The following is a 26,412-nucleotide window of genomic DNA, read 5'->3' as shown; positions in this document are numbered from 1 at the left end:
CGCCAATCGGCAAAACGACGAATCCTGCTGTTCACCGAGCTTTGAGATTATGCACAACTTCGAGCCGATCGACTACCTCTGCCGTTGGTTCGAGTGCGGACTCGATTGCTGCCGCAGGTTTGTATGCCATCGGAGCTTCGTCTTTAACGGACTCAACAACTGACTCCGAATAGATCCCATCCATCGCAGCTCGGAACGCCTCGATTGAGATGGTGTCAAACGCTTGGCCACGGCTCATCACACGACCGGCACCGTGTGGGGCGCTCTGGTTGTACTGGTCGTTTCCGCGACCATCTGCAATGATTGAGCCGACCGCCATATTGAACGGAATCACCAGCCGTTGTCCCTCTCGTGCTGGTGTTGCGCCTTTTCGGATTGTGAGATCTCTGAAATCAATGTAGTTGTGAACCGATTGGAACCGATCGACTGGCTCAATAGCAAGCACATCACAAACGGCATCGCTCATTAGCTCTCGATTCCAGCGAGCATACTGCTGTGCAAAGAGCATATCCACATAGTAACCGTCTGCTTCCCGCCCGTCCAGCCAATCGAGGCTGTCATTCCGCGCCTCAATCAGTTGGGTCGGCCGCGAAAGCAGGTCAAATGTCTCTTCGATCTGTTTCCCCGTAAAATCTGCTCTGATTTTGTCTTTCTTAAGATGTGACTCACCCATGCCGCCGGTGACCCAGCGGTGTAACGCAGCATCGCCCACGGTTTCGAGGTCGAATTTGAAGTACGGACTATATTCGCTCGGAATTGCATCCCGAAGCGAATCTGCCGATCGGTACTCATTTGCTTTCTGTTGCCAGTATTCAGCAACCGATTTGCCGAGGTATCGCGATCCACTATGGATAACAAGCCAGTAGTCTTCTGACTGTGTCGCCTTGTTGAACTCAATAAAGTGATTTCCGCCGCCAAGCGTTCCAGCACTTTTGATTATATGACCGATTCCCTGTCGCTGATTACGGAGCACCCGATCGCAGAGTGATTTGACGTATTCCCCATCATACCCTGTAAATTCAAACTCGATCGGATCGATCGAGCGGCCAAATGTTGACTCGTATGCGCTGTTGAACTGGTCAAAGACCTCATTTGCGCGATCGAATGGGAACGCATCAACGAGATGCGGTGCCTCGTCGTACTCGTGTACTGAGCGCCCCATTGGTATCGCAGCGCGAACTTCGGCTTCTCGATCGTGGTCAGTGAGTGGAAGCCGGTCACCGAGGTTTGTTGCGGCCATTCCGCAGCCCACATCAACACCAACGATGTTTGGAACAATCTTGTCTGCAAGCGGCATGGTGAACCCAACCGGAGCTCCTGCACCGAGATGTGTATCCGGCATCATTCGAATCGGCTCTGTGAATGCAGGGTGATCAAGGAGCGACTGAATCTGCTCGCGGACATTCGGCTCAACGAGTGACTCATCGTCGGTCATAATCCGTGCGGTGGTGTATTCTCCCGTCAGTTCGATCGGCATGGTTATTCCTCCCACTGATGCCCGTGTGTTGTCTGTAATCCTACCATACGAGTAGTTAGCTGTTGAGGTACATATCGGCTGCAGTCGGTTGTGTTTGTCTGTTTGTACACTGGCGCTCAGTGTTTGTTGGTCCAAATCTGTCTTTGGCAGCGAATTATCATTAGACAGTACTATTTAATATATACCATGTGATAACCGCATACATTGAATTCAAGCATCTAGACCCCTCTAGATCATGATATTTGCCGCAACCTCTAATACATCACGAACGACCATTATACTTGCATGGTATCAATTGACATAGAAACTGAAGACGGTCAAAAAGAGGCATTGCGGCGGATGATGCTGATTCGATCGTTCGATGACACGGCTGGGACACTCTTCGCAGATGGTGAGATTCCTGGATTTGTGCATCTGTATATCGGAGAGGAAGGGGTTGGGGTCGGTGCATGTGCAGCACTCGAGCCTGACGACTATATTACAAGCACCCATCGCGGGCACGGTCACTGTATTGCGAAAGGGTTGGAACCGCAGTCGATGATGGCCGAACTGTACGGTAAACGCGATGGCTACTGTAACGGCAAAGGTGGTTCAATGCACATCGCAGATGTTGACGCAGGGATGCTTGGCGCAAACGGAATTGTTGGCGCTGGCCCACCACTTGCAACGGGTGCAGCGCTCTCTGCAGCACAAAAGGATGAAGACCGTGTCGCACTCGCATTCTTTGGTGATGGTGCAGTCGCACAGGGACAGGTCCATGAGGCGATTAATCTTGCAGCAACATGGGACCTTCCAGCCATTTTCCTCGTCGAAAACAACCAGTTCGGAGAGGGAACGCCGGTTGAGAAGCAGCACAATCTCGAAAACCTGAGCGAAACTGCGGAAGCGTACGACATTCCTGGCTTTACGATCGATGGAATGGACATCACTGCCGTGTACGAAGCAGTGCAAGAAGCGAGAGAGCGTGCCAGAAACGGCGATGGGCCGACATTCATTGAGGCAGATACCTACCGCTTCAGAGGTCACTTCGAAGGTGATCAACAGCCGTACCGCGAAGATGACGATATTCAAGAGTGGCAAAGTCGCTGTCCGATCGATTCCTTCGCAAGCAGACTCGTTGATGCAGGCGTCATGACCGATGATGAGGTTGAATCCCTCCGTGCGGAGGTTGATGAAGAGATCGCAGCCGCAGCAGAATACGCACAGAACGCAGACGAGCCGGATCCAACCGAAGCATACGACGATATGTACGCGGTATCGGTTCCTGAACTAACCATGTTCGCCGGGCGCAGCGTCCGCGCTGACGGCGGCTCCCCAACAAACACAGACCAATGAGCACTGAAACCGGCACAACACACGGCAAAAGTACCGAAACGATGACTGTTCGCGAGGCGATTCGCGAAGCAATGCGCGAGGAGATGCAACGGGACGAGGATGTCTTCCTTATGGGTGAAGACGTCGGTCTCTTCGGTGGCGTCTTTGACGTGAGCAACGGCCTTCTTGAGGACTTTGGCGAAGAGCGCGTCAAAGATACACCAATCAGTGAGGCAGGATTCCTCGGCGCTGGTGTCGGGGCTGCCGCAACTGGCTCTCGACCGATCGTCGAGATCATGTTCTCCGACTTCATGGGCGTTGCAATGGAGCAAACGATGAACCAGATGGCGAAGATGCGTTATATGTTCGGCGGCAAAACGGAGATGCCGATTACGGTCCGAACAACGGAAGGTGGTGGCATGGGTGCCGCAAGCCAACACTCAGGGACGGTCCACACCTGGTTTGCACACTTCCCTGGCATCATCGCTGTCGCACCTGGGACGCCTGCGGCTGCAAAAGGACTGCTCAAGAGTGCAATCCGATCGGACGATCCAGTGTTCTTTTTCGAGAACAAGATGATCTACGAGCAGTCGGGTGAGGTCCCAACCGATCCTGATTTCACCCTCCCAATTGGGGAGGCAAACGTTGAACGAGAGGGTGATGATGTAACCGTCATCGCAACCCAGCGGCTTGTTGGCGAGTCGTTGCAGGCCGCCGAGGAGCTAGATAGCGAACTCAGCGTTGAAGTGATCGATCTGCGATCGCTCTACCCGCTTGATACGGAGACGATTGTTGACAGCCTTGAGAAAACCGGTCGTGTCATCATTGCTGATGAGAGTCCGATCTCATACGGAACACATGCAGAGGTGATGGCTCGGCTCATGGAGAACGGGTTCTACTCGCTTGATGCACCACCAGAGCGGATTGGTGTTCCAGACACCCATATTCCGTTTAGCCCATCGCTCGAACAAGAGGTGCTCCCAAGTGCGGCGGATGTCACCGCAGCAATTAGGCGGTTGACCTGAATGGGCGATCGATCAACGCCAACGGTTGGCGTGATCGTTAACCCTGCTGCCGGCCGCGACATCCGGCGGCTCACCGGCGGCGCAAGCGTGAGTGACAACTACGCAAAGCGCCGCACTGCAACCTGTGTCCTGCAAGGATTGACACTCGCCCCTGACCGGATTCGTGCGCTCGTCATGCCCGATCGTGCGGATCTTGGGCAGCGTCTCGTTGGCGGTGCAGACGACATCGACGCCGATGTCTCACTCCTTGACATGCAGATCACCGGTACACCGAAAGACACCCGAAATGCGGCAGAACAGTTCAGTGACGTTGCTGACTGTGTGGTTGTACTTGGTGGCGACGGCACAAACCGGGATGTCTCGACGACGATCGGTGATGTCCCAATGGTGAGTATCTCCACTGGGACGAATAACGTCGTCCCGACACCGATTGACGGCACTGTTGCAGGTGCGGCGGCTGGGCTAGTTGCGACAGATGTTGTTGATATCGAGGCTGTTACCCAGCGCCATGGGACGATCGAAGCAACGATCGACGGAAAAGCCGGCTCTGGAACCGTCTCCGGTCTTGCCACAATGGGGCTGCTCGATCGGCCGTTTATCGGTACGCGTGCAGTGCTTGATGTCTCGGAGTTCGTCGGCGGTGCGGTTTCGCGCGCATTCCCGACTGAAATTGGTCTGTCAGGGATTGCGGGCGGCATTCAAACATGTGCACCAGATGACGCCGGTGGCCTTGGCCTTCGGTTTGGTGATGGGCCAGATGCAGACGCACACACCGTCCGCGCAATTACGGTTCCTGGTGTTGTCAATACCGTCTCGGTTTCCGAGTGTGTTCGTATTGAGTCCGGCGAGCCATGGACGGTGTCGATCGATCGCGGTGTTGTTACCGCCGACGGGGAACGAGAACGGGAGGTTTCGGATGCGGAGGTGACGTTTACAGTCTCTGATGCGGGGCCCCAAATCGTGACGATCCCGGCCGTGTTTCAGCAGGCAGTCGATCGTGGTGTACTGTCGATGCAGCCGATCGAACAGAAACGGTGACCGCAGCTACGACCATGCACTTTGGTAGTCAGTGATAAATGTCGAGAGGGGCGTTGGCTCTTGATCAAAATGATGTTGGAGATCGCTACTCACTCGATCGGCCAGCCCAAAACGGGCGGTTGTATAGATACCGGTCATCACGATCGCTTTCAGGATGGGTTGTGAGCGGGCTTGTCGGATGATAAACCGCGGAATTGAGATGTTGTGATAGGTTACGGTGTGGGGTAGCTCAGCAGAGAGCAACTCACAAACCGTTTCATAATCGACTGCAGTTGGGCCCGTTAGATCAAACGCGCCAGTTATGCCATCGACGAATGATTTTGCTGCAGCTGCGGCGACATCACGTGCATCAACAACGCTCGTTTTTCCGGCCCCAGCTGGGACTGAGAGTGTCCCATTTGCAATCTCTTCACGGTGTGTTGTTGAGAGATTTTGCATGAAAAATGACGCTCGGAGGAACGTTGTGGAGATCTCTACAGCCGAGAGCCACGATTCAATACGAGCATGTGGGATCAATGGATTACGTTCCGCACCGATGACTGAGAGGAAGACGATGTGCGTGACGCCAGCACTCACTGCCCCTGCAAGTGCAGGAATAATATCACGTTGAACCCGAGAAATTGCCGGTGGCCGGACAAGAAATACTGCTGAAACATCTTTAAACGCTGCTCGATACGTGGTTGGATCAGTGAAATCGAACCGGACAACATCGGTCGCAGGCCCGTCGTAGTGCTCCGGTGAACGAACCGCTGCACGAACGGGTTCCGACTCGGCTTTGAGGCGTTCGCAGACTGCAGAACCCACAGTTCCAGTTGCACCAGTAACAAGGATCATACATGCTCCCAGTCGACAAGTCCGCCAATCACAACTGCAGCGGTGAGTAGATGCATGAGCCCCAACACCGCAAGTCTTGGAGTGGTTGCTCCCGGGAATGTTGCAGCTTGTTGGAGCGTGATGAGCGATAGAACTGCAGCCACGACTGCAATTACCATAAACCATCGATCGGCCGCAGCTCCAAAGAGCCGCTGACACCCCGCATAGACCACGACACCACCTACTGCCCCGACTCCAGTGGCGATCGCAACCGGGGCAACACTAAATGGATCGAACCCTCCGGCCCCAAATATGACGAGCGCGGTAGCGAGCATGGCTACATTGACAATAATCGCAGTGATGACCACCGTTGCACCACGACGAACGAGGGAATTTCGTTGCATAATTAACACTACGGAGACAACACTGTTATACTTGCAACTTCGAAGTTTCGAAGTAATAGGCTTCTATTGAGTAAATTCATAAGATGCGATTGCAAAAGTAGACGTATGGATCGAGCCGCTATGCTTGAGGCTTTCAATTCGATCGTCACTGTCCATGACGCACGCTCGCTTCGAGAAAGCCTCTCATCAAGGGAGCAAGAACAGGTCGAAACGACAGTTACAGAGCTATTTGATCTTCTTGGGAAGGCACACGCAATGGAGATCCTGTCTCTATTTGCATTTGCTGATAAGCCACTTCGCTTTTCAGAGATTGAGTCTGCGCTTGAGATTGTCGCAAATACGCTTTCGGTGCGACTGCAGGAATTTGTGGCTGCTGGGCTCCTATCTCGGACGAAGTACGATGAGGTACCACCGCGCGTGGAGTATCGCCCGACACCGAAGGCAGAGGCGTTGTTTCCCGTGTTTGGGTATGTTCACATCTGGGCGATCGAACATGAACTGGACGCTTCAAAAGACGGTGAAAATACGCACTAAAGAATAATCAAAAAGACGGTCAGTGTGTAAGTCAGTACGCTCAGCCGAGGAGGTACTGCATTTTCGGGTATTTCTCTACCAGCGGTTCGCCGCTGATTTCGAGCTGTTCGATGTATTTGTCTGCTCCGAGGATTCGACCTGCACCGAACGCTGCGATCGCGAGGAAGATGATTGCGTAGATGAGAGTCGAGTCGAAGGCCGCAAGAATGTCTCCTTCCCAGCCGCCGAGGTAGAACGAGAACATCTGAAGTGCGCCCCCGAGGGCGGCGAGTCGGACGAAGCCGCCGACAAGGAGTGCAACACCGATGAGCACCTGCGTGACAGGGATCATGACGTTTACAATTTCCATGAGCGCGGGGCTTGCGGCCATGGCAGCGTAGAGCCCGCTGACAGGGCTTGCAGCGTCAACACCGTGGACAAGGTAGCCCGAGGCGTTGAACGATTCGCCGCTGATAAAGGCGAATTTACCGAGGCCGGCAAAGAGTATCATTCCACCCATGACGAGTCTGAGCGCAACGACAAACCATGCCGAGAGCGAGTGTGGTTCACCTTCGAGGGTAATTCCAGCAAGACGGCTTTCGAGTCGGTTGTTGTTTGTAGTTGACATCGTGAGTCTCTCCTATGATAGTACAGATGGCTGAGACCCCCATATAACCAATATCCGTTTCTCAGCACGTGGGTATGTCACGAAATTTATCCCCAATATCAGGGGTGTTTAAGTACCGTTGGGAATGCAACTACGCGGTCCAATCGATCGAGACGTCAACATCATCTCGAAGCAGCTCTGCAATATGGCAGGTTCGCTCACCAGCGGTAACAATCCGATCGATCGTACTTGTATCCGTATCGGAGACGCCTTTGAGCGTAATATCGATCTCAATCGACTCAACCGAGCCACCCTCAGGTGCGCTCGTCGAGTTGACTTCAACTGTATTAAACGACACATCGCGCATCTCCGCTTGAATACCAATGCTTGCGGAGAGACAGGCAGATAACGCGCCCGTGAAATAGTCTACAGGCGTTGGGTGTCTGCCACCACCAAACTCGGGTGTGACATCAAACGGCCACGCATAGTCACCGGCGTCGATCGTCCCCGAAAGGTCCGAAGTAAGCGTTGCAGTGGCCTGTTGGTGTGGCAGGGCTTTGTCTTCACTTTCGACTGGTGTCGTCGGAGGGGATTCAGTACTGGTTGGTGCATCACTCGGACGCACACCATCGAGCAGCGGCCATGGATTCTCAATATGGCCAACCAACGTGGTGAGGAACCGGGCGGCGTCTGCACCATCCACAACACGGTGATCAAACGAGAGATCAAGCGGGAGGACCGTTTTGATCGCAACTGCGCCATCCTGTGCGACTGGCCGATCGCCCATTGCGTTTACCCCTAAAATTGCTACCTGTGGTGGGTTGATAATTGGATCAAACGATTCGACACCAAGCAGTCCAAGGTTGGATACAGTGAACGTGCCGCCAGTGAGGTCGTCCATTGAGTAGCTTCCTGAGAGCGCCTTCTCTGTCATCTGTCCACGTTTTGTGGCAAGTTCGTCGATCGAAAGCTCGTCAACGTTGCGAATGACTGGTGTAATAAGACCATCATCCACATCAACAGCGAGACAGATGTTTCGCTCGTTGTACAGGTAATGGACATCATCTTCGAATGTTGCATTAAATTCCGGATGCTCACCCAACGCTTCCGAGAGTGTCGTGAGCAAGATGTCCGTCACAGACACTTTTTCTCCAGTAACTGCGGTTGCTGCGTTAGCTGCACGCTTGAGTTCAGCAGCACCTGCAGTTCGGTGCTCGGTGACGTGGACTGCGTTTTGGTAGCTCTCACCCAGTCTGGAGCTAATCGTTCTGCGCATCCCATCCAGTGGCCGCTCTTCGGCGATCGTTCGGCCATCAGACGTTGTTGTGGTAGCGTCTGTATGTGACTCAACGTCTTCTTCTGTGATCGCGCCGCCGGGGCCGCTACCAGAGACGGTGGCGAGATCCACACCAAGCTCTTCTGCTCGTTTCTTTGCGCGTGGGGAGGCTTTGATGTCTTCTGTCGGTGTCGGGCCTGCGGATTCAACATCTTCTTCCGTGATTGCGCCACCAGGGCCAGATCCTGAGACCGTTGTGAGATCCACACCAAGCTCTTCGGCGCGTTTTTTCGCCCGTGGCGATGCTTTCACACTCGTTGTTTGTGACTGTGCTGTTGCAGTTGTTTCTGCAGCAGGTGCATCGGCTGTTTTCGTTTCCGGTTCGGGAGCGGCTGGCTCATCGGTGTCGACTGACGCGAGGAGATCACTGATGTCTTCGTCTTCACCGGCGACGATCGCCATCGGATCACCCGGCGGGGCACTGTCCCCTTCCTGTAGAATAACCTCCCGGAGAACACCATCTTCCCGTGCATCAACCTCAGCAGTTGTCTTTTCGGATTCAATCTCTGCGATCGGCTCATCTTTTGTTACTGTACCGCCCTCCGCAACAAGCCATGCGACAACGGTTCCTGAATCCATCTCCAACCCAAGCTTTGGAATCTTGACAACATATGCCATGAATAACACTCATTTTCGATCGTTATAGATCATGTGGCTAGTTACCGTGAGTGTATATCTCTGTAACTAGTACTATACTGCGGACGCAAGGATTGGGAAAAACGAGGTGCGTCACTTCGCGTAGTAACTGGTGAAAAAGCCAGACAGAAATGAGGAGATCCCGACTGCAACAAGCAACTCTTTTTTGTTCCATGGTCCATCCTCACGCTTTGCCGTAACCGCAGTGATCACGAGACTAAGCGCGAGCGAAATAATTCCGTTTGCGAGGTGGTCTTTCATTGTACCCATAGCTGGTTTTCGATCTGTATGTATACAAACCATTCGCCGACTCCAATACCAGTGATGGAGTAATCGACTACTGTGTGTATCTAACTCGTACATACGACCAAGAGCATTGTTGACGAATATCATGTATGGAAGTAGCACGATGGTACGGCCAGCGCGACATTCGTATTGAAGAACAAGACACAAAAGACGTCGGAACCGGGCAGGTTCGAATCGACGTCGATACCTGCGGTATCTGTGGTTCGGACCTCCACGAATATGCTGCAGGTCCAATTTTTATTCCAGAAGGCGACCCACATCCGATCTCAGGTGATATTGCGCCGATTACGATGGGTCACGAGTTCAGTGGCGTGATTACAGAGGTCGGAGATGAGGTTTCGGACTTGCATGAGGGTGATGCGGTTGCAATCAATCCGATTCTTTGCTGTGGGGAGTGTCGACAGTGCGTCGCTGGCAACTACCACATCTGCGATTCGATCGGTTTCCTTGGACTCTCCGGTGGAGATGGCGGCTTTGCCGAAGAGTCAGTCGTCGATGCGGTCCATGCAGTGCCGATCGGTGACCTTGACACCGAGTTTGGCGCGCTTGTTGAACCGCTCGCCGTTGGACTTCATGCAGTTCGGCGCTCAAAGCTGCAAGCCGGTGATTCCGTTGCTGTCTTCGGTAGCGGTCCGATCGGTCTCTCTGTGATTCAAGCAGCTCGTGCGGCTGGTGCAGGGACCATTTACGTCTCCGAGCCACGTGCAGCGCGACGCGATCGCGCCGAAAACAGCGGTGCGGACGTATTGATTGACCCAACAGCAGTTGATGCGACGGCGGAGATTGTTGAGGCAAGTGGTGGCGGGGTTGATGTCTCGTTCGAGGTTGCAGGGATTGAGCCGACATTCAATGCGGCACTTGAGAGTACACGGCCAAGCGGGACTGTAACCGTTGTGAGTATCTGGGAGGAGACCGTGAGCATGCACCCTAATAACGTCGTTCTTGGAGAGCGAACGATCACAGGAACGCTTGCATACCTCGGTGGCCCTCGAGCAGGCGAAGAGTATGGAATGGTCATTGACATGCTTGCAGACGGAACGCTCGATCCGGATCCGTTTATTACCGATCGAATTCCACTGGGAGATATTGTCGATCGTGGATTTGAATCGTTGTTGGATGACTCAAGCGACCAAGTGAAAATATTTGTCAAACCGTGATCTCAGCCACCAACCCGCATAAAACTGCGTGCAGCCTCACGTGATCGAATCGGGAGTCACATACTCTATGTGTCAACTGCATCACACAGTTTATTTACTTACACAGTGATATATGGCTGCCAATGCAACCGCCAGTAACAAACCAACACAAGATCGCACCTCCAGTGAGTGCAACAGTCGGGGTCGTTGAAACCGTGGCCTCGATCAAAGGGGTGCGCGAATCTGACCTGCAACCCTTGGCAGAAGCCGTTGACACTGACTTTTTGGACTGGTTGTTTGAGGGGACAGAAACAACAGAGAGCCCATATGCGGTTGTGTTTTCCTACAGCGGTTACGAAATTACGGTCCGCAGCGATCGGACACTAACACTGCGGCCGAAATGAATGTACTACTGATGCTATTGGAGCGGTGTGGCTTCATTTTTGTATCGATCGAATAGATCGTTCCCCCATGCAATTGCGTCCGGATTGTCTGTATCGATCCACGAAATTGGGGTTCCCATCGCTTCTGTGTGAACACCAAGCCCAATTCGGTCCTCGAAGAGTGCTAACGCGAGTGGGAGCTCATCATGAATATATGCAGTAACACAGTCTTGCTCAAATGATGTCGTTGCGATATGGTTGTACTCCGCGAGGATTAGCTCGACAACACCTGGATCATAAATAATCTCAGTCTTCATTCCATCAAGAATCTGCTCATAGGCTAGTTCGACATACATTGGCTCAAGAAAGCTTTTATTAAACCCACGAATTGCGTTTGCACCAGTGAACAGCTCAATAAACCGATTCATTGGACGGAATGGATCGTCATACGTCGCTTTCGTCACTGTTGCATCAGTGAAATGTTGGTAGTTCAGATTGATTTCCGCTGGCAGTGTGTTCAAGAGTGGTTTCAGTGCAACTGCGATTGAGATGTCATCATAGTATGATCGTGTGGACGTGCCGACGATTTCTCCAAACGGAGTAAGCTCATATCCACCATCCTGTTTACTGACGATTTCGGACGCCTCAAACGCAGTAAGGATACGATGACTGGTGGGGCGTGAGACATCAATATGATCCGCAAGGTCGCGTTTGTTTAGCTGCTGTTTGTCCTCAAATGCTTCAAACACAGCGGCCCTACGGATGAAATTGAGTAACTCTTTGGGGTCGATGCTGTGCTCTGACCCATAGTCCATAGACTTGTAACTATTTTTGAGGAATCATATAGTTTCTGCTAGAAGAAATTGCATCTTCGAATATGTAAACCATGTCATGAAGTAACATGATTTTGCCGTGGATTGGACACCCTCAAACCGTACACTTATGATGCTTATAAATAATAGATGTGTATTGGATATTCTACAATGAGCTATCGTGACACGGTGAAGATACAAAATGTGGTTGGATCGACCGGTATTGACCAAGAGCTTGCGCTTGAGCAGTTAGCAAAGGACCTCGAAGGATCGGATTATAACCCGGATAACTTCCCGGGCCTCATCTACCGCTTGCAGGATCCAAAAGCGACAACACTCATCTTCCGATCGGGGAAGATTGTCTGTACCGGATCTCAAAGTGTTGATCTCCTCACCGAGGCAATTACCATTGTGTTTGGTGAACTCAGCGAACTCGGAATCCCCGTTCCTGAAGAACCCGATATTACAATCCAAAATATCGTGTCTGGTGCTGATTTAGGTGAAGCGCTCAATCTCAACGCGCTTGCGATCGGCCTTGGACTCGAATCTGTTGAGTATGAGCCAGAACAGTTCCCGGGGCTCGTCTACCGACTTGACGATCCATCCGTTGTGATCCTCCTCTTTGGATCCGGAAAGCTCGTTATTACCGGTGCAAAGACATATGAGGAGGCTGTTGAAGGTGTGGAAGTCGTTGCCGAGCGCGTCTCAGACCTAGGACTGCTCTGAGTGACATCCTCCCCGGCGTAAACTCCGGGGCTTCCCGTACCGCAAGTTGGGATATTTGACGGTCTACGACACGACTTGTTCTCTCGTCCGAAACGTCCCGCTCTCGCGGTCGAACAAGTATGTCGATGGCTGTGTCGTTCGAAAATCGAAGATTTTCGTGATGACGAGAGATTCCATCTCTCGAACCACCACACAGCCGTTACTCCTATCTTCACCGTGAGGGCTCGGAGTTATTTTCTTTCGCATGTTCTCCGCCCCGTTGCAATCCGCGTTCCCGACCAGATCGCACGACGAACAAACGTACAAGCCACGTTCAACACGGTTCGACTTCGTGTCATCGCCACACGCCGAACACGTCTTCGAGGTGTCCCACTCGTTCTTCTTCAACACCTCAACGCCACGTATCTCGCCTTTGTATGCGAGATACTGGTAGATGCGATCGAACAGTGGATTTCGTAGTCGAATGACGCGATTCACGCCCGTTGAGCAAACCTTCGGTTTGCGATGCCCGTCAGAACGCTTGCGTTCTGAGGACGCCGTAAACGGTGGGATTCTCTCGCTGTTTAAAACGGTGACAAGCAGAATTCTCCGGGTCACCGCACCCGGGGATGAATGCGACAATCGCCCGACCTGAACCGAATCTTCAAGTTGTACGCCCCCAACATATCGGTAGTGGAGCAGACGTTCAAATACCGCGTATACCCGACTGAAGATGTCGCGAGTGAGGCCCGCAGACACATCAACATTTGTCGGGAGGTGTACAACCACGCACTCGGACGCTACGACTCTGCTCCTGACGGCGAGAAGCCGACGTACACTCGCCTCCAGAACAAACTCCCTGCGTGGAAACGCAAGTGGAACTCGTGGAAAACGGTGAATTCGAAGTGCTTGCAGATGGCCGTCCGACGCATCTTCTCAAGCCTCAGCGTTCTCAAGTCACTCAAATCCAACGGCTACAAAGTGGGGAGACTCAAGTGGAAATCACCCCGAGAGTTCCGCAGTATCGTGTTCAATCAGTCTGGCTTTGACGTGGATAGTAACACGGGCCGAACCGAACACGCCACACTCGAACTCTCGAAACTCGGAACAATGGACGTTGACTACCATCGCCCAATTCCTGAAGATGGAACCATCAAAGAAGTTCGTCTTAAGGAAGAAAAATCGGGAAAATGGTACGCTTCGGTCGTCGTTGACCACAACCCAGAATACCCCGATAAACCAGCCGTCAAAAATATCCAACTTGAAGATACTGTTGGTATTGATCTCGGTATCCTCAAGTTCACGCACGATTCAGACGGTACTGCGGTTACGCCGTTGGACGAGTCTGAAGACCGTGAGCGAATCGAGAAACGTCACCGAGCGTTGTCTCGAAAGGAACACGACTCTGCGAACTGGGAGAACGCACGAGTGAAACTTGCGGAAGCATACGAGACACTTTCGAACAAGCGTAAGGACTGCATTGAGAAACTCGCTGGCTCGTACACGACGCAGTACGACGCGGTGTTCTTGGAGAAACTCAACGTCCGCGAGATGCTCAAACAGGACTCGAATGGGCGGAACATAGCGTCGATGTCGTGGAGTGACGCCATCAAGACGTTCAAGCGTCACGGCGATAAGAACGGTTGTCACGTCGTGACCGTCCCACCTGAGGGGACGACGAAGCGATGTGCTCGTTGTGACGGTGAGTCCAACAAAGCACTCTGGGTTCGGGAACACTCGTGTCCGAGTTGTGGGTTCGAGACTGACCGGGACGAGAACGCTTCATATAACATCCTGAAACTCGGGTTAGACAAACTAGGTATCGAGTACGATGTGGATGCGATAGTAGGTCTGGGAGAGGCCGAATCAACGCCTGCGGAGACTGCGCTCCCTACGGGTGCGGACGTGAACGACAATTCGTCGTTTCGTGTCGTGCCTGCAAAGCGCGTCGTTGAAACAGGAAGCCACGGGTCAGGTGACCCGTGGTAATTCACTTAGCGCTGTATATTATTTGAGTGAGACTCACAATCATAATATTCTTGTTAGCGAAGTTATAAGCTGAAATATACACGGGTACTGATGCTCTCCACGTTGAAATATTAATGTGGGGTACTACGTTTCAGTAGTTAGTTAAAATATGACAATAAATACCACGACACAGTCGTTTTTCACCTCGTTGCATCGTTGTTTTTCGCCATCACACACTCACATCTGATCTATCGAATGACAGAAAATATCGCTACAACAATTGTTGAAACGGTTGCTGCAAACGAGAATGTTGAGCCAACAGACCTGCCACCGCTGCACTATTCGATCGACACTGATGCGCTTGCACGGGTCGTTGAAACAGGAGCAACCCGTGTTGAGTTTGAGTACGTTCGATACACCGTTGTAGTCTCCAATACCGAAATCACAGTGCAGTAGCTTTCTGTCAGTGACCAACGACTAAAGTCGTGGGCTTCCGCCCTCAAAATCAAGATGAAGCAGTGTCTGCCGGCAGTCTCACGCAGATGTGAAGAACCCCGACCTCAAGGGTCGGGGTTTCCAGCCTCACAGCGTGGATTTCCTGTTTCTGCGACGGAACTTGTATCCACAGCAGACACAGGGGTTCCAGTCTCCACAGGCGTGGATTCGGAGTCTCCCACTCCTATTTGATGCCGGCGGCGAAATCAACTATAGTCGGACGTGTTATTGTCCAGCAGACCACGGTCAATGAGTGCTACCGTCACGATTCCCCTTTCGAGTTTTTTGCATTTAGTGGTTTATATCCGAGTTGTCGGATTCATCCCCGACCTCAAGCCTCGGGGTATTATCCTTGACCGCCGATAAATGATCAGAGAGAAGGCCGCGACTGATACATTTCTCACCCAGCAGGAACCACCACGTATGTTAATTCTCTCCGAGCGCGTCGGTGGATGTATGCTACGACGATCGTTCGGTATTCTTGGTGTGATACTTGCACTGTTTCCCAACCGGGTCATCGAGTGGTATGAGCAGGTTGCATTTGCAGACCGTGGTGAGAGTTCGCCAAAGACGTGGCTGTCACCAGCAATTAGAGCCAAGGGGGTCGTTTTTATATTCGCTAGCCTCACCGGAGGGATACTGTATCGTGGCCTTCTGTTCGGGACGGGAGTGGCAGGAATACTTGCGTTCTTGTTCCCGAAACAGTATCTCAAGACTGGAATAAAGGTTGCATACACCCACAGTGGCGATGTTGTTTGGAAGCCGTTGTTCATTACGATCGCACGCATACTTGGTGGTTGCTATGCCATCGCTGCATCCAAATCAATACTAAAACAGTTGAACGGAAATTGAGAGAGCCCCAGTCTGTTGTGGTCCAGTATACTCACACACCGGGGAGCGAGTTTGACAAACGCATAGCGGTCGATTACTGTATCGAAATATATTGGAGATTGAATTTCCAGTCGGAAGGTCCTTGTCTACGACTGGTTGGCTGGTGCCTCGGCGAAAGAAACACCTTCTATCGTAAATCGCGCACCGCCACCGTCACGCTCCGTGACGCTAATCGATCAACCGTGTGCCTCCACAATCCTGCGCACAATCCCCAATCCAAATCCACTGCCACCGCTGTGTGTTGTGACACCCACGTCAAACAGCGACTCTCGTATTGATTCTGGCACGCCGGGGCCATCATCTTCAACGACAAACCCGGTCGCTGTTGTTCGGACCGTGACGATAACTGGTCCAGTACTGTGATCGCGGGCATTACGGAGTAGATTATCAATTACCTGTTGGAGTCGCAAACGGTCCGCGAGCACGACTGCGTCTGCATGATTAACGATTGTGAGACTATCTGTTGCAATTCGATCGGCCGCTTCTGCAACAACATCCGCTAGTTGAACCGGAGTCGGGTCAGTGACAGTTTGTCCCTGTTTTGCAAGTGCTAATAACTCATCTCTGAACGTTTCGATCTCTGTTACTGTCTTCCGAATAGTTTCGAAATGTGTTGGATCTCCAGTTTCCTCTGCGAGTGTCGCATAGCCGCTAATTACTGACAGTGGTGTTTGGAGATCATGTGAAATACTCGATGCGAACGCATCCAACTGTTCGTTTTGTGCCGCAAGTTCACGACGCTGTTCTTCTTGGACAGTAACGTCTCTGCAGAGAATCACCCAACCAACAGTGACGGTGTCAATAGACAACGATGATCGGGTGAGCTGGAGTAGCTTCATACCGGTATCATTTGCCACAGAAATAAGATGTGGATCTTCTTCTGTTGCTGCTCGAAGTTTGGGATATGCATCGATAATCGTCTGAATATCTGATCCGATCGCAACATCATCCACACCAAAGAGTCGCTTTGCTGCAGGATTTATTTCAACAACGGTCTCATTCTGATCGATGACAATAACGCCGTCTCCCATTTGTGAAATAACGACCTCTGATGCGATCGGTCGGAGATCCAAGGCTCGATATCTGAAAATTGCGATCCCAAAGAAAACCGAAGAGAATGCAAGTGAGATTGGTGTGAGATTTATCTGAACCGCGCTACCGAGCGGCGGGACATTAAGCAGATGTATTATATTAATTACCGTCGGAACCACGGCACCAACTGTGAGCAAAATCGCTTGACGACGTACGATCGAAGGAGATCGTACTGCATAGATGAGAAGCAGAATCACTCCAATGAAAATAATGATATACGAATACGTGAGATGCATCAGATAGAGTGGCCCATTTTCAGTTACAAGAACAGCCTGTGCAACATTGAATTCAATATAGACATCTGTGAAGGCAAGCTGATACGGATTTGTCGGAATCGAAACAAGCAGTGCAAACGGAATGAAAGAGATTGCTGCGATCGTCTTTTTCGTGAGCCAGGACTCACGGCCAGTGTACGCCAGTGCAAAAATGAGCCAAGCTGGCGGCGTAATAAGTGATCCAATGTGCATGATCCGGTAGGCGAGAAACTTTCCTTCGAGCGTTGGGCTCGCAAGCTGGATTGCGTACAGTATGGCCCAAAATGTCCCCGAGAGAGTCATAATAACAAATGCAATCAGATACCGTTTTCGACCATGTTTTCGTATAACGTAGCCGCCGTATGCAGCCCACAAAAACGAGGTTACAGCAGCAATAAAAAGAATAAACGTGTATGGCGTTATGTCCCAGGACATTTATGAGTCTATTTAACGGCTAGTTTGTCAAATATACAGATATATTATTCGATATTATACCTCGCGAATTAATTTCTCGAAGCAAACAGCGTTATATTTCTCCGATCGTGTTTATACAGAATCAAGGAGAATACCTGCGCCTAAAGGCGCAGGAGGATGTCAATGATCGAAGATCAGAACGGGAAGAGCGACTCAGCGTCTGGGTCTCGCTCGATCAGTTCAATCTCGTGTCCGTCTGGATCCTTCGTGAAGGCGTACATATTGTCACAGGATTCCGGATCTCGGTACTCCGGTGCTTCTCTGAGCATGAGGTTCTCCCAGTCTTCTTGGAGATCGTCAACACGGATACAGAGATGGCCCCATGCATCGCCGAGCGTGTACTCACGGCCGTCGTAGTTGTAGGTGAGTTCAAGACTCATTGCCTCTTTCGATGCGTCTTCGGGCTCAAGGAAGAAGTTTGCAAAGGAGTCTGCTTCCCAGCGACCAACGTCTACGTAGTCGAACTTTCGGACCCAGTATCCAAGCGCCTCATCGGCATCTTCGACGCGGATCATGGTGTGGTCGATACTCCATTTCTCGCCAAAGTCGCGTTTGACAATCTCGATCTCGTGGCCATCCGGATCTTTGACAAACGCATAGCGGTTGCCACAGGATTCCGGATCACGATAATCGTCGACACCGTTGTCCATCAGCTCATCGTACGATGACTGTAGCTCATCTTCGGGCACGCGAACCGCAATGTGGCCCCACGCGTCGCCGACTTCGAGTTCGTCGCCACCCTCGTTGTGGGTGAGTTCGAGGTACGCACCCTCTTCGTGCATATTCTCCGGCCCCATGTAGACGATCGTGAAGCCATCGCCCTCATACCGATCTTTCTCTTCGTACTGCAGGTTGGTCTCATACCACTCAAGGGATTCCTCAAGGTCCGAGACGCGAATCATCGTGTGATCAAGAATTCCAGTCATGCGTTCTATCTATTGGTTCCCCACCGCAAAAACGTATTGACACACCCAACCGATCGCCGGAATCAAATGACTCAATCTAACAGTTGTTTCGGTGATTTTGCCCCTTGCTCTAGTAATTCAGCATCAAACGAAGCGAGTGTGGCATCGGCAGCATCGGCTGCCGAAAGAATCATTGCATCCATCGGATACAGCAGGGTCTCTGACTGTAGGCGGTTCGCTGCCATCATGTCTGAAGCGTCAGGAAACGTCACAGTCATCCGGGAAGTGATACGGTGCTCAATGGAATCAATACGATTCCGTTCGAATCGCTTCTTTTTGCTCAGCACGCTTCGCAACTCCATTAAGCTGAGAACCGATACAAGCGGCTCGTCGGTTTGATCAAGCAGTTCAATAGCTGTTTCGGACCGATCGGTGTCCAGAGTCAGTGCCGCGACGAGGACGTTGGTATCAAAAAGAACACTCATATCCGTTCGCGGACATCACGAACGGCTTCAACGGAGTCAATCTCTACGTCGAGGCCCAGCTCGGATAGTGCCTGACCGAGCGGGATCGTTTCGTCATCGTCGGGATCTGAAGAAACAAACTCTTCGAAGTCATCCGAAGTGAGGCTCATAGACAAAGTTGCCCACCAGTCCACAAAAGGCTACTGGTCATATTATATACATGAGACTAATCGTTTGGTGCTTATTCAATATACTGGCTCGCCATCCACGAAATTGATTGGCCTGTAAGAGATCGGGGATCGACTACGCTGGAGACAACATCGAAATGCCGTCGTGTGATCCAACCACGATCGACTCACCAACCAATGCCAACGGATGGCCGGCATTCGCGCCTGCAGTCTCAATCTCCCACAACACCTCACCAGTATCCACGGTCAGCGCATACAGCTTCCCACGCCGATCGCCGGACTGCGCTGGATAGCCACCGCCAGTATAGATCACGCCATCTGCAACTGCTGGTGCCCCGATCGGTTCATCAACTGTTGTCTCCCAGAGACGTTCATCAAGATCGTGGCTACACGCCGCAACGGTACTGGTCTCCATCGCACCCGATCGATTGTCATAGCCTGCAATAAGAATTCGATCATCCACAATTGCCGGTGTGAGCATGTATGGCTCAAAGACCCGGCTGTAGACGACATCTCGATCGATCACACGAACTGGAGTCTCAGCACCAAAATTTATATCCGCACCACCGATCGCGATCGTCCCGTCCACAACTGTTGGTGCGTTTGGGCGAATGGTGCTCGTCTCCGTCGAAAGCGAATACTGCTGGTCGATCGTTGGTTCGTGTGCTCCATCCACAGCAAAAATAGTGTACTGTCGATCGTTCGCCCACTGCAGATCCCCATCACTAACCGCAAGAAAGCCCTCGCGTCCATCACTATCTACATGCCACCGCTTCTCACCGCTGTCTGCGTGGAGTCCAAACAGTCCCTCATCCGTCGTGACGTATACGGTTCCATCTAGCTCTATCAGATCGATTGCCCACCGATCGAATTCGTGCTCCCAGATTGTCTCTCCCGTCTCCACAGTGAGGGCGACAACTGTCTCCGCCCGAATCACGTAACATCGCCCCGCGATCGCATTCACAACTCGCCCTCCCTCATCAACACGCCACTGCTCGGTCCCGTCTGTGAGCGAAACGGCATGGACTGATTCGGCTGTACTTGCAACGATTGTCTTATCAACAATCACCAGCCGATCGCAGGTTGTTGGTGTGTCCACCTGCCACTCGACAGTTGGTTCCGTTTTTGGCGGCGTTGCAGCCGGAGAGACAAGATTGTTCGCTGGCGATCGTGTTGGTCGGGGCCAGTCAGTTGGATTCTCATCCGGGGTGACGCGCCGATCGGCTGGCTCAGTGTTTCGATGTCGATCGTCACCGAAGCGATCGAGACACCCTGACATACCAATACCAAAACTGACAGCACCACCGGTTTTCAACAATGTGCGTCGATCGAAGGAGGGCATCTAGTCGTATTCACTCGATCGTCTGACATAGGTTTTCGGCCTTCGGTTCCTGTCAACGCAACGCATGCAAACCGGCGATCGATGCCCCCTGACGAACGCCCTTAAACGTCGCCCACAAACAACACGGAAGTGTCTCGGGTCCCCAATCCTGTTCGGCTGGTTATTCTCTATATTGGGCTTGCGCTTGGCCGGCTTGGGCTGATCGACCCACACAGAGCAAAGCGTACAACGGAGCTTGCCTGGCCGCGTGTCGTTACTGGCATTGCCCGGATGTCAAAGAATGCGGTCGATGTCGCAATGGTTGGCGTTGCAGTCGGCTCTGCGGCAATCGCAGGCGTCGGATTTGCCGGTCCGTTCTGGGGGCTCGCATTTTCGATCGGTGGCGGTATTGCTGGTGGAACGATCGCACTCGTTTCACAGCGATATGGCGCTGATGCACACGAGTCGCTTGGCGTTGCGGTTCGATCGAGTACGCTCCTTGTGATCATCATCAGTCTCCCTGTTGTCGTTGTCTTTTGGACCATTCCACATGAACTGATCTCGCTGTTGAGTTCGAATGCGGAGGCGATCGATCTTGGCGCGGCGTATCTCCAAGTCGTTGGGCTTGCAGTCCCGCTTGCAGGACTCAACCTTGTTGGAAGTCGGGTGTTGGTCGGCGCCGATGACTCCTATATTGCGATGTTGATCCGTGCTGGTGGGGCGATCGCCAACATTGTGATCAATGCGGTTCTCATCTTTGGGCTTGGACTTGGGGTTGTGGGGGCAGCCATGGGGACCGTGCTGTCGAACCTCTTGGTAACGGCTGCATTTGCGATCGGACTCTCACGAGGGCGACTCATTGGGATTGGCGAATTTCCGGTACAGATCGATCCGTTCGGCGCATACGTTGATATGGAGACTATCCGCGATCTCATCTCGATCGGACTACCGGTCATGGGCCGCAATCTTGTCTGGACTGTTGCGGAGTTCCCAATGCTTCGCATTCTGGATGTCTTTGGCCAAGATGTCGTGGCTGCATTTGTGATCGCCCGCCGGATCTGGGGGATCATGAACACCCCTGGATGGGGATTCGGCCTTGCATCCTCAAGCCTCGTTGGACAGAGTTTGGGCCAAAGCGACGAACAGACAGCAGAGGCATACGGCCGAGATATCATCCGATTTTCCGTTTCTACCTACATCGTCTCCGCAATTCTCATTGCAATCTTTGCAGAACAGATTGTCAGGCTCTTTGTTGATAGCCCAACCGCACCAGAGATTCCGATCGCAGTCACATTGGTGTATGCTGCCTGTATTGCGGTGATTTTACAGGGTGTCTCGAGTGGTGCAGCAGGGCCACTTGACGCAAGCGGTGATACGGTCGTTCCGTTTGTCAGCCAAGGGCTTGGAATGGGGCTCTCAATTGTGTTCGCAGCGATCGGCGCATTCACCCCGATCGGACTGTGGGGGCTCTACATCGCATTTGTTGCTGAAACAAGTGTGCCAGCCGCGATTAATTACTGGCGATTCCGATCGGGCAAGTGGAAAGCAATCAGTCGTGGATACCGGCCGGATACTGCAGCCGATGACGACTAGCGATCACACCGGTGAGAGCAAGCGGAAATCAGCGCAATACCAATAATTTTATTCACCGATTGTGTGGTGACTGTATCAGATGATCTCTCAGACCCCACTGAAGCTGTGGGTGACACTTTTTGTTATTCTCTGTACGCTCTGTCTCGGGGGGTATGCGCTGCGGCGATACTACCGTGAACGACAGACACGGATCCTCCTCTCGTTTGGCGCATACATGTTTGCGATCTGTGCATTTCAGTCGGTGCTTTTCTACGAACAGCTGGTCTCAGATGTAGACACAAAGCTTTTGCTCGTCAATCTCTCGAACGGATTCTTTATTTGGATGATGCTGTACACGCTGCTTTGGTTTGCGCTGATATACTCTGGGAACAACCAGTGGGTCAACAGATGGACTGTCTCACTTGCTGGGATACAGATTGCAGCCACAACTGCGCTCGTCCTTGCTTCTCCAACAGCTCTCTACACTGTTCACGACGTCACCACCTTAGGAACCGTCACGGTCTTCGGGATAACGTCGGTTGAGTATCTCATTCTTGAGCGAGAAGTGACCCTGATCTTTCAGCTATTAGCACTGTATGGAGTTCTTGCCCAGGTTATCGCAGCCGCTATTCTCACACGGTATCTGTACCAAAATCGAAGAATTATCAATTTCGGTCATACAATCACACTCTCGATCGCTTTTTTAATGCCGATCGCACTTGCATCCCTGATTGCGCTGCAGCTCCTCCCGATCGGCCAGTATTTTACAGACATTGGGTTGGGTATTACTGCAATTGCGTTTGGAGTGACGGTGTTTCGGTACCGGCTCCTTGATCTTGGATCGATCGGCCGTAAGCAGGCGATTCGCTCAATGTCAGATCCGATCGTTATCATTGATACCGATGACAATATCGTCGATAGCAATCCTGCGGCGCGTTCGCTTGTTGGTATCGAATCAGATTCTCTTGGGCGTGAACAAAAACAGATGTCGATCAAGACGTTTTTTACACCGTTTGATTCCCTTATTGAACACGTTCGACAGTCCGATACCAGCGCAGAACTCACCCTAGAGACTGCTGGTGGGACCGCATATTTTCATCTCCGCCGTTCATCGATTGAGAACAATCGAGGAGCAACAGTTGGAGCGTTGATCGTGCTGCAAAACGTGACACAACTAAAACAACGCGAGCAGACACTCAGACGTCAGAATGAGCGGCTTGAGCGCTTTGCTGGCGTTGTCTCTCACGATCTTCGAAACCCGTTAACGATCGCAAGCGGATATACACAACTGCTCGCAGAGACGAGTGATCTGAACCATATCACAACGATTGAAGATGCCCACAATCGGATGGGAACGATAATCGATCGGCTCTTGACGCTGACAAAAGCTGGCGAAACCATTGCTGAATCCGAACTCGCACGCGTTGACCTACGGACGCATGCCCAACTTGCATGGGAGGTCACGGATACACCGGATGCAACGCTTTCAATCGAGATTTCCGGCCCGTACATGATTGACGCCAACCCGGACATTCTTCAACACATCTTCGAGAATCTGTTTCGGAATGTAACCGATCACAATGACGGCCCGGTGACGGTCACCGTTGGCACGCTTGTGAGTAATTTGTCCGCCGAGCCGATCGGATTCTATATTGCAGATGATGGCGATGGGCTTCCATCAGATTCCCAAGAAGAGTTGTTTGAGTATGGGTACAGCACTAACCAGTCCGGAACCGGTCTTGGGCTGTCGATCGTCCAAGATTTCGTGACCGCACATGGGTGGGCGGTTACAGCCACAACCAGTTCCTCTGGCGGTGCTCAATTTGAAATTAAAACGGAGTGACTGGCTCGTACTCTTGATACGAACAGCCTTCAAAAAGTTCGCGTCCGTTCACCCGAGGAAGTACCGTGCACGCGGGTACTTCTCGATGAGTGGTTCGCCGCCGATTTCGACCTGTTCGATGTATTTGTCCGCGCCGAGGATTCGGCCTGCGGCGAACGCGCCGATCGCGAGGAAGACGATCGCGTAGATGAGGGTGGAGTCAAAGGCTGCGAGTATGTCACCTTCCCAGCCGCCGAGGTAGAACATCGACATTTGCATGGCACCACCGAGGGCAGCGAGTCTGACGAAGCCGCCGAAGATGAGTGCAACGCCGATGAGGACTTGGGTAACTGGGACGATGACGTTAATCAACTCCATGAGCACCGGGCTTGCAGCCATGGCACCGAAGAGGCCGCTGACCGGGCTGGCTGGATCGACGTTTGCGAGATAGCCACTTGCGTTGAATGCTTCTCCGCTGACGAACGCGAACTTATCGAGGCCAGCGAAGAGGATCATCCCACCCATGACGAGGCGGAGGGTGACAACGAACCAGGCTGAGAGCGAGTGGGGCTCGCCTTCGAGGGTAATTCCAGCGAGGCTGCTTTCGAACTTGTTGGTAGCTTTCGTGGACATTGGGAGTTCCTCCTACAGATAGACAAACGGGTGAGAACCCCGTATAAACCCGCCCTGATTCCCGTTTTCTGCATATGTCATGGTTTGTTCCCCCTGCATTTGGGGGTTTTATATGTCAGGGCTGACTGGCTGGCATGCCATTTTTAAGCACTGGCCAGTAGAACCACCACAGAATAAACAAAAAGACGATCGGTGCAACCGGGATCGCACTCATCATCGTCTGGAATGCGAATCGAGACCACAGCCACAGCGAAGCGATTGTCGCAAGGACAAGCAGACTGCCGGTTACTCGGGGATCTTCACGCTTGAGGAAGACACCGCTTGCAGCACTCACGATCGCGCCGACATAGAATCCGGCACCGATCGGCCACAGCTGTAACGCTCGTGGGAGCGAGTCAAACCCTTGCGTTGCATTTAGATACGCATTCAGATCAAATACAGAGAAGGGATTTGTGTTGACCAGCCCCCATGCCATGACTGCAGTGACATCTCCTGGTGCGTTCTGTAGCACGAGCCACGGAACGAAGAACCCACAAATGAGGACACTAAGTTCGATCGGCCCAGATCGATCGGACATAGCTATTGTATGGCCTACACTGACTATTGCCTATCGCCGGGTGATGACCCGAAGGACATCTTCATCCGCGAGAACGTGCTCTTTGCCGACCTGCTGGTCATCGTGTTTGGCACTTGGCCCTGAGACACGAGCAAACCGGAACCGTTCTTCCAGATCTTTACCGAGCTTTTCGCAGGCATCGCCAATAGTATCGCCCTCAAACAGGACAAGCGGCTCATCGTAATCGACACCCCGACCTGGTTTGTCCATATAGACGCGGACAAGCCCGAGCGAATCCCAAATCCGTTCTTTGAGTGCATCCAGCCCTTTCTCTTTCTCTGCAGAGATGAATGTCACTTCATCCGGATCAAGCCCGTATTCTCTGAGATTTTCATGCACTGTTGGGAGGTAGTCGTGATCAATAAGATCGGCTTTGTTCGCAACGACGATCGAGGGGATGTAGACCCGATTATCCATCAGCGAATCAATAATCTCATCAATGGATGGATTTCCACGAATGGTTGCTTCGGCGTTCACATAGCCGTACTCGTTGAGCACGTCCTTGATAGTCTGTTCATCAAGATCAACCGTATCCGTCTTGTTGACGTTGATTCCACCTTTGTGCTTCTTTGTAATATGAAGGCTTGGTGGCTCGGTATCAAGTCGGATCTTATTCAGATACAGCTCCTCTTTGAGCCGCTCGTATTTTTCGATCTCAAATACAGACAGCATAAACACAGCAAGGTCAGCAGTCCGAACAACGGACAACACCTCTTTACCGCCACCACGGCCACCAGCTGCACCTTCGATCAATCCCGGCACGTCAAGCACTTGGATGTTTGCTCCGTTGTGCTTCAACATACCCGGGTTCACATCAAGGGTGGTGAACTCGTACTCGCCAGTCTCGCTTTCAGCGTTTGTCAGTGCGTTAATGAGCGTTGACTTCCCAACGCTTGGAAACCCAACCAGCGCAATCGTCGCATCACCGTGTTTTTCAACCGCGTATCCTGTCCCACCACCGGCAGAGGACTGGTTTTCGAGCTTTTCCTTTTTTTCCGCGAGCTTCGCCTTCAGTCGCCCAATATGGGCCTCTGTCGACTTATTGTAGGGCGTGCTGGCGATCTCATCTTCGATCGCTTCAATCTCCTCCTCCAGTCCCATTATCCGTGTGTCCGCCGTCGGCGTCGAAAAAGGTGTTCCTTCGCACCGGTGTATTGGTCCGCTGTGTACGATGTTCAATAGAGGAGTGTAATATATCCGAATTTGTGGGTG

27 protein-coding genes and 1 pseudogene are annotated in these 26,412 nt (G+C 52.1%); 12 read left to right on the top strand and 16 right to left on the bottom strand.

Annotation, left to right across the window (positions count from 1 at the left end; genetic code table 11):
* Positions 1-31: 31 nt before the first annotated feature.
* The gene (locus AArcSt2_RS12145) at positions 32-1,477 is read right to left on the bottom strand and encodes an RtcB family protein (protein ID WP_250584977.1); all 1,446 of its coding nucleotides are present in this window, start codon (positions 1,475-1,477) and stop codon (positions 32-34) included.
* Positions 1,478-1,762: 285 nt separating this feature from the next.
* Here AArcSt2_RS12145 and AArcSt2_RS12140 point away from each other — a divergent pair, with 285 nt between their 5' ends.
* The 3 genes from AArcSt2_RS12140 to AArcSt2_RS12130 are packed head-to-tail and all read left to right on the top strand — an operon-like array spanning position 1,763 to position 4,854.
* Positions 1,763-2,812 carry a thiamine pyrophosphate-dependent dehydrogenase E1 component subunit alpha gene (locus AArcSt2_RS12140; protein WP_174653158.1) on the top strand — a complete coding sequence of 350 codons (1,050 nt, stop codon included), beginning with the start codon at positions 1,763-1,765 and terminating at the stop codon, positions 2,810-2,812.
* Entirely contained in the window at positions 2,809-3,816 is a 1,008-nt protein-coding gene (locus AArcSt2_RS12135; RefSeq protein ID WP_250584975.1) for an alpha-ketoacid dehydrogenase subunit beta, read from the top strand. Before AArcSt2_RS12140 ends, AArcSt2_RS12135 begins: the two co-directional genes overlap by 4 nt.
* Positions 3,817-4,854: an NAD(+)/NADH kinase gene (locus tag AArcSt2_RS12130; protein ID WP_250584973.1), complete on the top strand. Its 1,038-nt coding sequence runs from the start codon at positions 3,817-3,819 to the stop codon at positions 4,852-4,854.
* Between the two features lie 6 nt (positions 4,855-4,860).
* Here the strand turns inward: AArcSt2_RS12130 and AArcSt2_RS12125 are convergent, their stop codons facing one another.
* Both AArcSt2_RS12125 and AArcSt2_RS12120 read right to left on the bottom strand, forming a co-directional pair.
* Positions 4,861-5,688 (bottom strand): NmrA family NAD(P)-binding protein, encoded by an 828-nt coding sequence (locus AArcSt2_RS12125; protein WP_250584971.1) that lies wholly within the window; start codon positions 5,686-5,688, stop codon positions 4,861-4,863.
* Positions 5,685-6,071: a DUF6069 family protein gene (locus tag AArcSt2_RS12120; RefSeq protein WP_250584969.1), complete on the bottom strand. Its 387-nt coding sequence runs from the start codon at positions 6,069-6,071 to the stop codon at positions 5,685-5,687. The genes AArcSt2_RS12125 and AArcSt2_RS12120 overlap by 4 nt, the downstream gene beginning before the upstream one ends.
* A gap of 105 nt (positions 6,072-6,176) precedes the next feature.
* On the opposite strand from AArcSt2_RS12120, the gene AArcSt2_RS12115 reads away from it, so the two are divergent.
* Entirely contained in the window at positions 6,177-6,605 is a 429-nt protein-coding gene (locus AArcSt2_RS12115; RefSeq protein WP_250584967.1) for a winged helix-turn-helix transcriptional regulator, read from the top strand.
* Between the two features lie 40 nt (positions 6,606-6,645).
* Here the strand turns inward: AArcSt2_RS12115 and AArcSt2_RS12110 are convergent, their stop codons facing one another.
* From AArcSt2_RS12110 to AArcSt2_RS12095, 3 genes are all read right to left on the bottom strand, one after another.
* On the bottom strand, positions 6,646-7,212 hold the full coding sequence (locus AArcSt2_RS12110) for a DoxX family protein (RefSeq protein WP_250584965.1): 567 nt from the start codon (positions 7,210-7,212) through the stop codon (positions 6,646-6,648).
* A gap of 130 nt (positions 7,213-7,342) precedes the next feature.
* Positions 7,343-9,145 (bottom strand): 2-oxo acid dehydrogenase subunit E2, encoded by a 1,803-nt coding sequence (locus tag AArcSt2_RS12100; protein WP_343233293.1) that lies wholly within the window; start codon positions 9,143-9,145, stop codon positions 7,343-7,345.
* Positions 9,146-9,256: 111 nt separating this feature from the next.
* The gene (locus AArcSt2_RS12095) at positions 9,257-9,433 is read right to left on the bottom strand and encodes a hypothetical protein (RefSeq protein WP_250584963.1); all 177 of its coding nucleotides are present in this window, start codon (positions 9,431-9,433) and stop codon (positions 9,257-9,259) included.
* A 125-nt stretch (positions 9,434-9,558) separates the two neighbouring features.
* On the opposite strand from AArcSt2_RS12095, the gene AArcSt2_RS12090 reads away from it, so the two are divergent.
* Together AArcSt2_RS12090 and AArcSt2_RS12085 are read left to right on the top strand one after the other, a co-directional pair.
* Positions 9,559-10,626 carry a 2,3-butanediol dehydrogenase gene (locus tag AArcSt2_RS12090; RefSeq protein WP_250584961.1) on the top strand — a complete coding sequence of 356 codons (1,068 nt, stop codon included), beginning with the start codon at positions 9,559-9,561 and terminating at the stop codon, positions 10,624-10,626.
* 122 nt (positions 10,627-10,748) lie between these two features.
* Positions 10,749-11,009 carry a HalOD1 output domain-containing protein gene (locus tag AArcSt2_RS12085; protein WP_250584959.1) on the top strand — a complete coding sequence of 87 codons (261 nt, stop codon included), beginning with the start codon at positions 10,749-10,751 and terminating at the stop codon, positions 11,007-11,009.
* 14 nt (positions 11,010-11,023) lie between these two features.
* On the opposite strand, the gene AArcSt2_RS12080 is transcribed toward AArcSt2_RS12085, so the two are convergent.
* The gene (locus AArcSt2_RS12080; RefSeq protein ID WP_250584957.1) at positions 11,024-11,803 is read right to left on the bottom strand and encodes a helix-turn-helix transcriptional regulator; all 780 of its coding nucleotides are present in this window, start codon (positions 11,801-11,803) and stop codon (positions 11,024-11,026) included.
* Positions 11,804-11,971: 168 nt separating this feature from the next.
* On the opposite strand from AArcSt2_RS12080, the gene AArcSt2_RS12075 reads away from it, so the two are divergent.
* A complete protein-coding gene (locus AArcSt2_RS12075) occupies positions 11,972-12,526 on the top strand; it encodes a TATA-box-binding protein (protein WP_250584955.1) in 555 nt (184 codons plus the stop codon).
* 63 nt (positions 12,527-12,589) lie between these two features.
* Here AArcSt2_RS12075 and AArcSt2_RS12070 read toward each other — a convergent pair.
* Positions 12,590-12,976, bottom strand: a pseudogene (locus AArcSt2_RS12070) (zinc ribbon domain-containing protein); the annotation flags it as partial.
* 222 nt (positions 12,977-13,198) lie between these two features.
* Between AArcSt2_RS12070 and AArcSt2_RS12065 the strand changes: the two are divergent.
* The 3 genes from AArcSt2_RS12065 (at position 13,199) to AArcSt2_RS12055 (ending at position 15,820) form a co-directional block, all read left to right on the top strand.
* A complete protein-coding gene (locus AArcSt2_RS12065; protein WP_250584953.1) occupies positions 13,199-14,494 on the top strand; it encodes an RNA-guided endonuclease InsQ/TnpB family protein in 1,296 nt (431 codons plus the stop codon).
* Between the two features lie 234 nt (positions 14,495-14,728).
* The gene (locus AArcSt2_RS12060) at positions 14,729-14,929 is read left to right on the top strand and encodes a HalOD1 output domain-containing protein (protein ID WP_250584951.1); all 201 of its coding nucleotides are present in this window, start codon (positions 14,729-14,731) and stop codon (positions 14,927-14,929) included.
* Positions 14,930-15,391: 462 nt separating this feature from the next.
* The gene (locus AArcSt2_RS12055) at positions 15,392-15,820 is read left to right on the top strand and encodes a hypothetical protein (RefSeq protein WP_250584949.1); all 429 of its coding nucleotides are present in this window, start codon (positions 15,392-15,394) and stop codon (positions 15,818-15,820) included.
* Between the two features lie 215 nt (positions 15,821-16,035).
* Here the strand turns inward: AArcSt2_RS12055 and AArcSt2_RS12050 are convergent, their stop codons facing one another.
* The 5 genes from AArcSt2_RS12050 to AArcSt2_RS12030 form a co-directional block, all read right to left on the bottom strand.
* On the bottom strand, positions 16,036-17,640 hold the full coding sequence (locus AArcSt2_RS12050; RefSeq protein ID WP_250584947.1) for a histidine kinase N-terminal 7TM domain-containing protein: 1,605 nt from the start codon (positions 17,638-17,640) through the stop codon (positions 16,036-16,038).
* A gap of 173 nt (positions 17,641-17,813) precedes the next feature.
* On the bottom strand, positions 17,814-18,605 hold the full coding sequence (locus AArcSt2_RS12045) for a VOC family protein (protein ID WP_250584945.1): 792 nt from the start codon (positions 18,603-18,605) through the stop codon (positions 17,814-17,816).
* Positions 18,606-18,676: 71 nt separating this feature from the next.
* Positions 18,677-19,069, bottom strand: a complete 393-nt coding sequence (locus AArcSt2_RS12040; RefSeq protein WP_174653178.1) for a PIN domain-containing protein — start codon at positions 19,067-19,069, stop codon at positions 18,677-18,679.
* On the bottom strand, positions 19,066-19,218 hold the full coding sequence (locus AArcSt2_RS12035) for a hypothetical protein (protein WP_174653179.1): 153 nt from the start codon (positions 19,216-19,218) through the stop codon (positions 19,066-19,068). The genes AArcSt2_RS12040 and AArcSt2_RS12035 overlap by 4 nt, the downstream gene beginning before the upstream one ends.
* A 133-nt stretch (positions 19,219-19,351) precedes the next feature.
* Positions 19,352-20,578: an outer membrane protein assembly factor BamB family protein gene (locus tag AArcSt2_RS12030; RefSeq protein ID WP_250584943.1), complete on the bottom strand. Its 1,227-nt coding sequence runs from the start codon at positions 20,576-20,578 to the stop codon at positions 19,352-19,354.
* Positions 20,579-20,707: 129 nt separating this feature from the next.
* Between AArcSt2_RS12030 and AArcSt2_RS12025 the strand changes: the two genes are divergently transcribed.
* Positions 20,708-22,150: an MATE family efflux transporter gene (locus AArcSt2_RS12025; RefSeq protein ID WP_174653181.1), complete on the top strand. Its 1,443-nt coding sequence runs from the start codon at positions 20,708-20,710 to the stop codon at positions 22,148-22,150.
* Between the two features lie 79 nt (positions 22,151-22,229).
* Positions 22,230-23,972 (top strand): sensor histidine kinase, encoded by a 1,743-nt coding sequence (locus AArcSt2_RS12020; protein ID WP_250584941.1) that lies wholly within the window; start codon positions 22,230-22,232, stop codon positions 23,970-23,972.
* 48 nt (positions 23,973-24,020) lie between these two features.
* On the opposite strand, the gene AArcSt2_RS12015 is transcribed toward AArcSt2_RS12020, so the two are convergent.
* The 3 genes from AArcSt2_RS12015 to AArcSt2_RS12005 all read right to left on the bottom strand — a co-directional run bounded on the left by AArcSt2_RS12015 (position 24,021) and on the right by AArcSt2_RS12005 (position 26,301).
* Positions 24,021-24,584, bottom strand: coding sequence for a DoxX family membrane protein (locus AArcSt2_RS12015; RefSeq protein ID WP_250584939.1), 564 nt, complete (start codon positions 24,582-24,584; stop codon positions 24,021-24,023).
* A gap of 115 nt (positions 24,585-24,699) precedes the next feature.
* The gene (locus AArcSt2_RS12010) at positions 24,700-25,161 is read right to left on the bottom strand and encodes a TIGR04206 family protein (protein ID WP_250584937.1); all 462 of its coding nucleotides are present in this window, start codon (positions 25,159-25,161) and stop codon (positions 24,700-24,702) included.
* 30 nt (positions 25,162-25,191) lie between these two features.
* Positions 25,192-26,301: an OBG GTPase family GTP-binding protein gene (locus AArcSt2_RS12005; RefSeq protein ID WP_174653185.1), complete on the bottom strand. Its 1,110-nt coding sequence runs from the start codon at positions 26,299-26,301 to the stop codon at positions 25,192-25,194.
* Positions 26,302-26,412 lie beyond the last annotated feature (111 nt).

The sequence above is a fragment of the Natronocalculus amylovorans genome, from assembly GCF_023638035.1.
GTDB lineage: Archaea > Halobacteriota > Halobacteria > Halobacteriales > Haloferacaceae > Natronocalculus > Natronocalculus amylovorans.
Note: the sequence above shows the minus strand (reverse complement) of the source record. Positions and strands in the feature narration are given on the sequence as shown.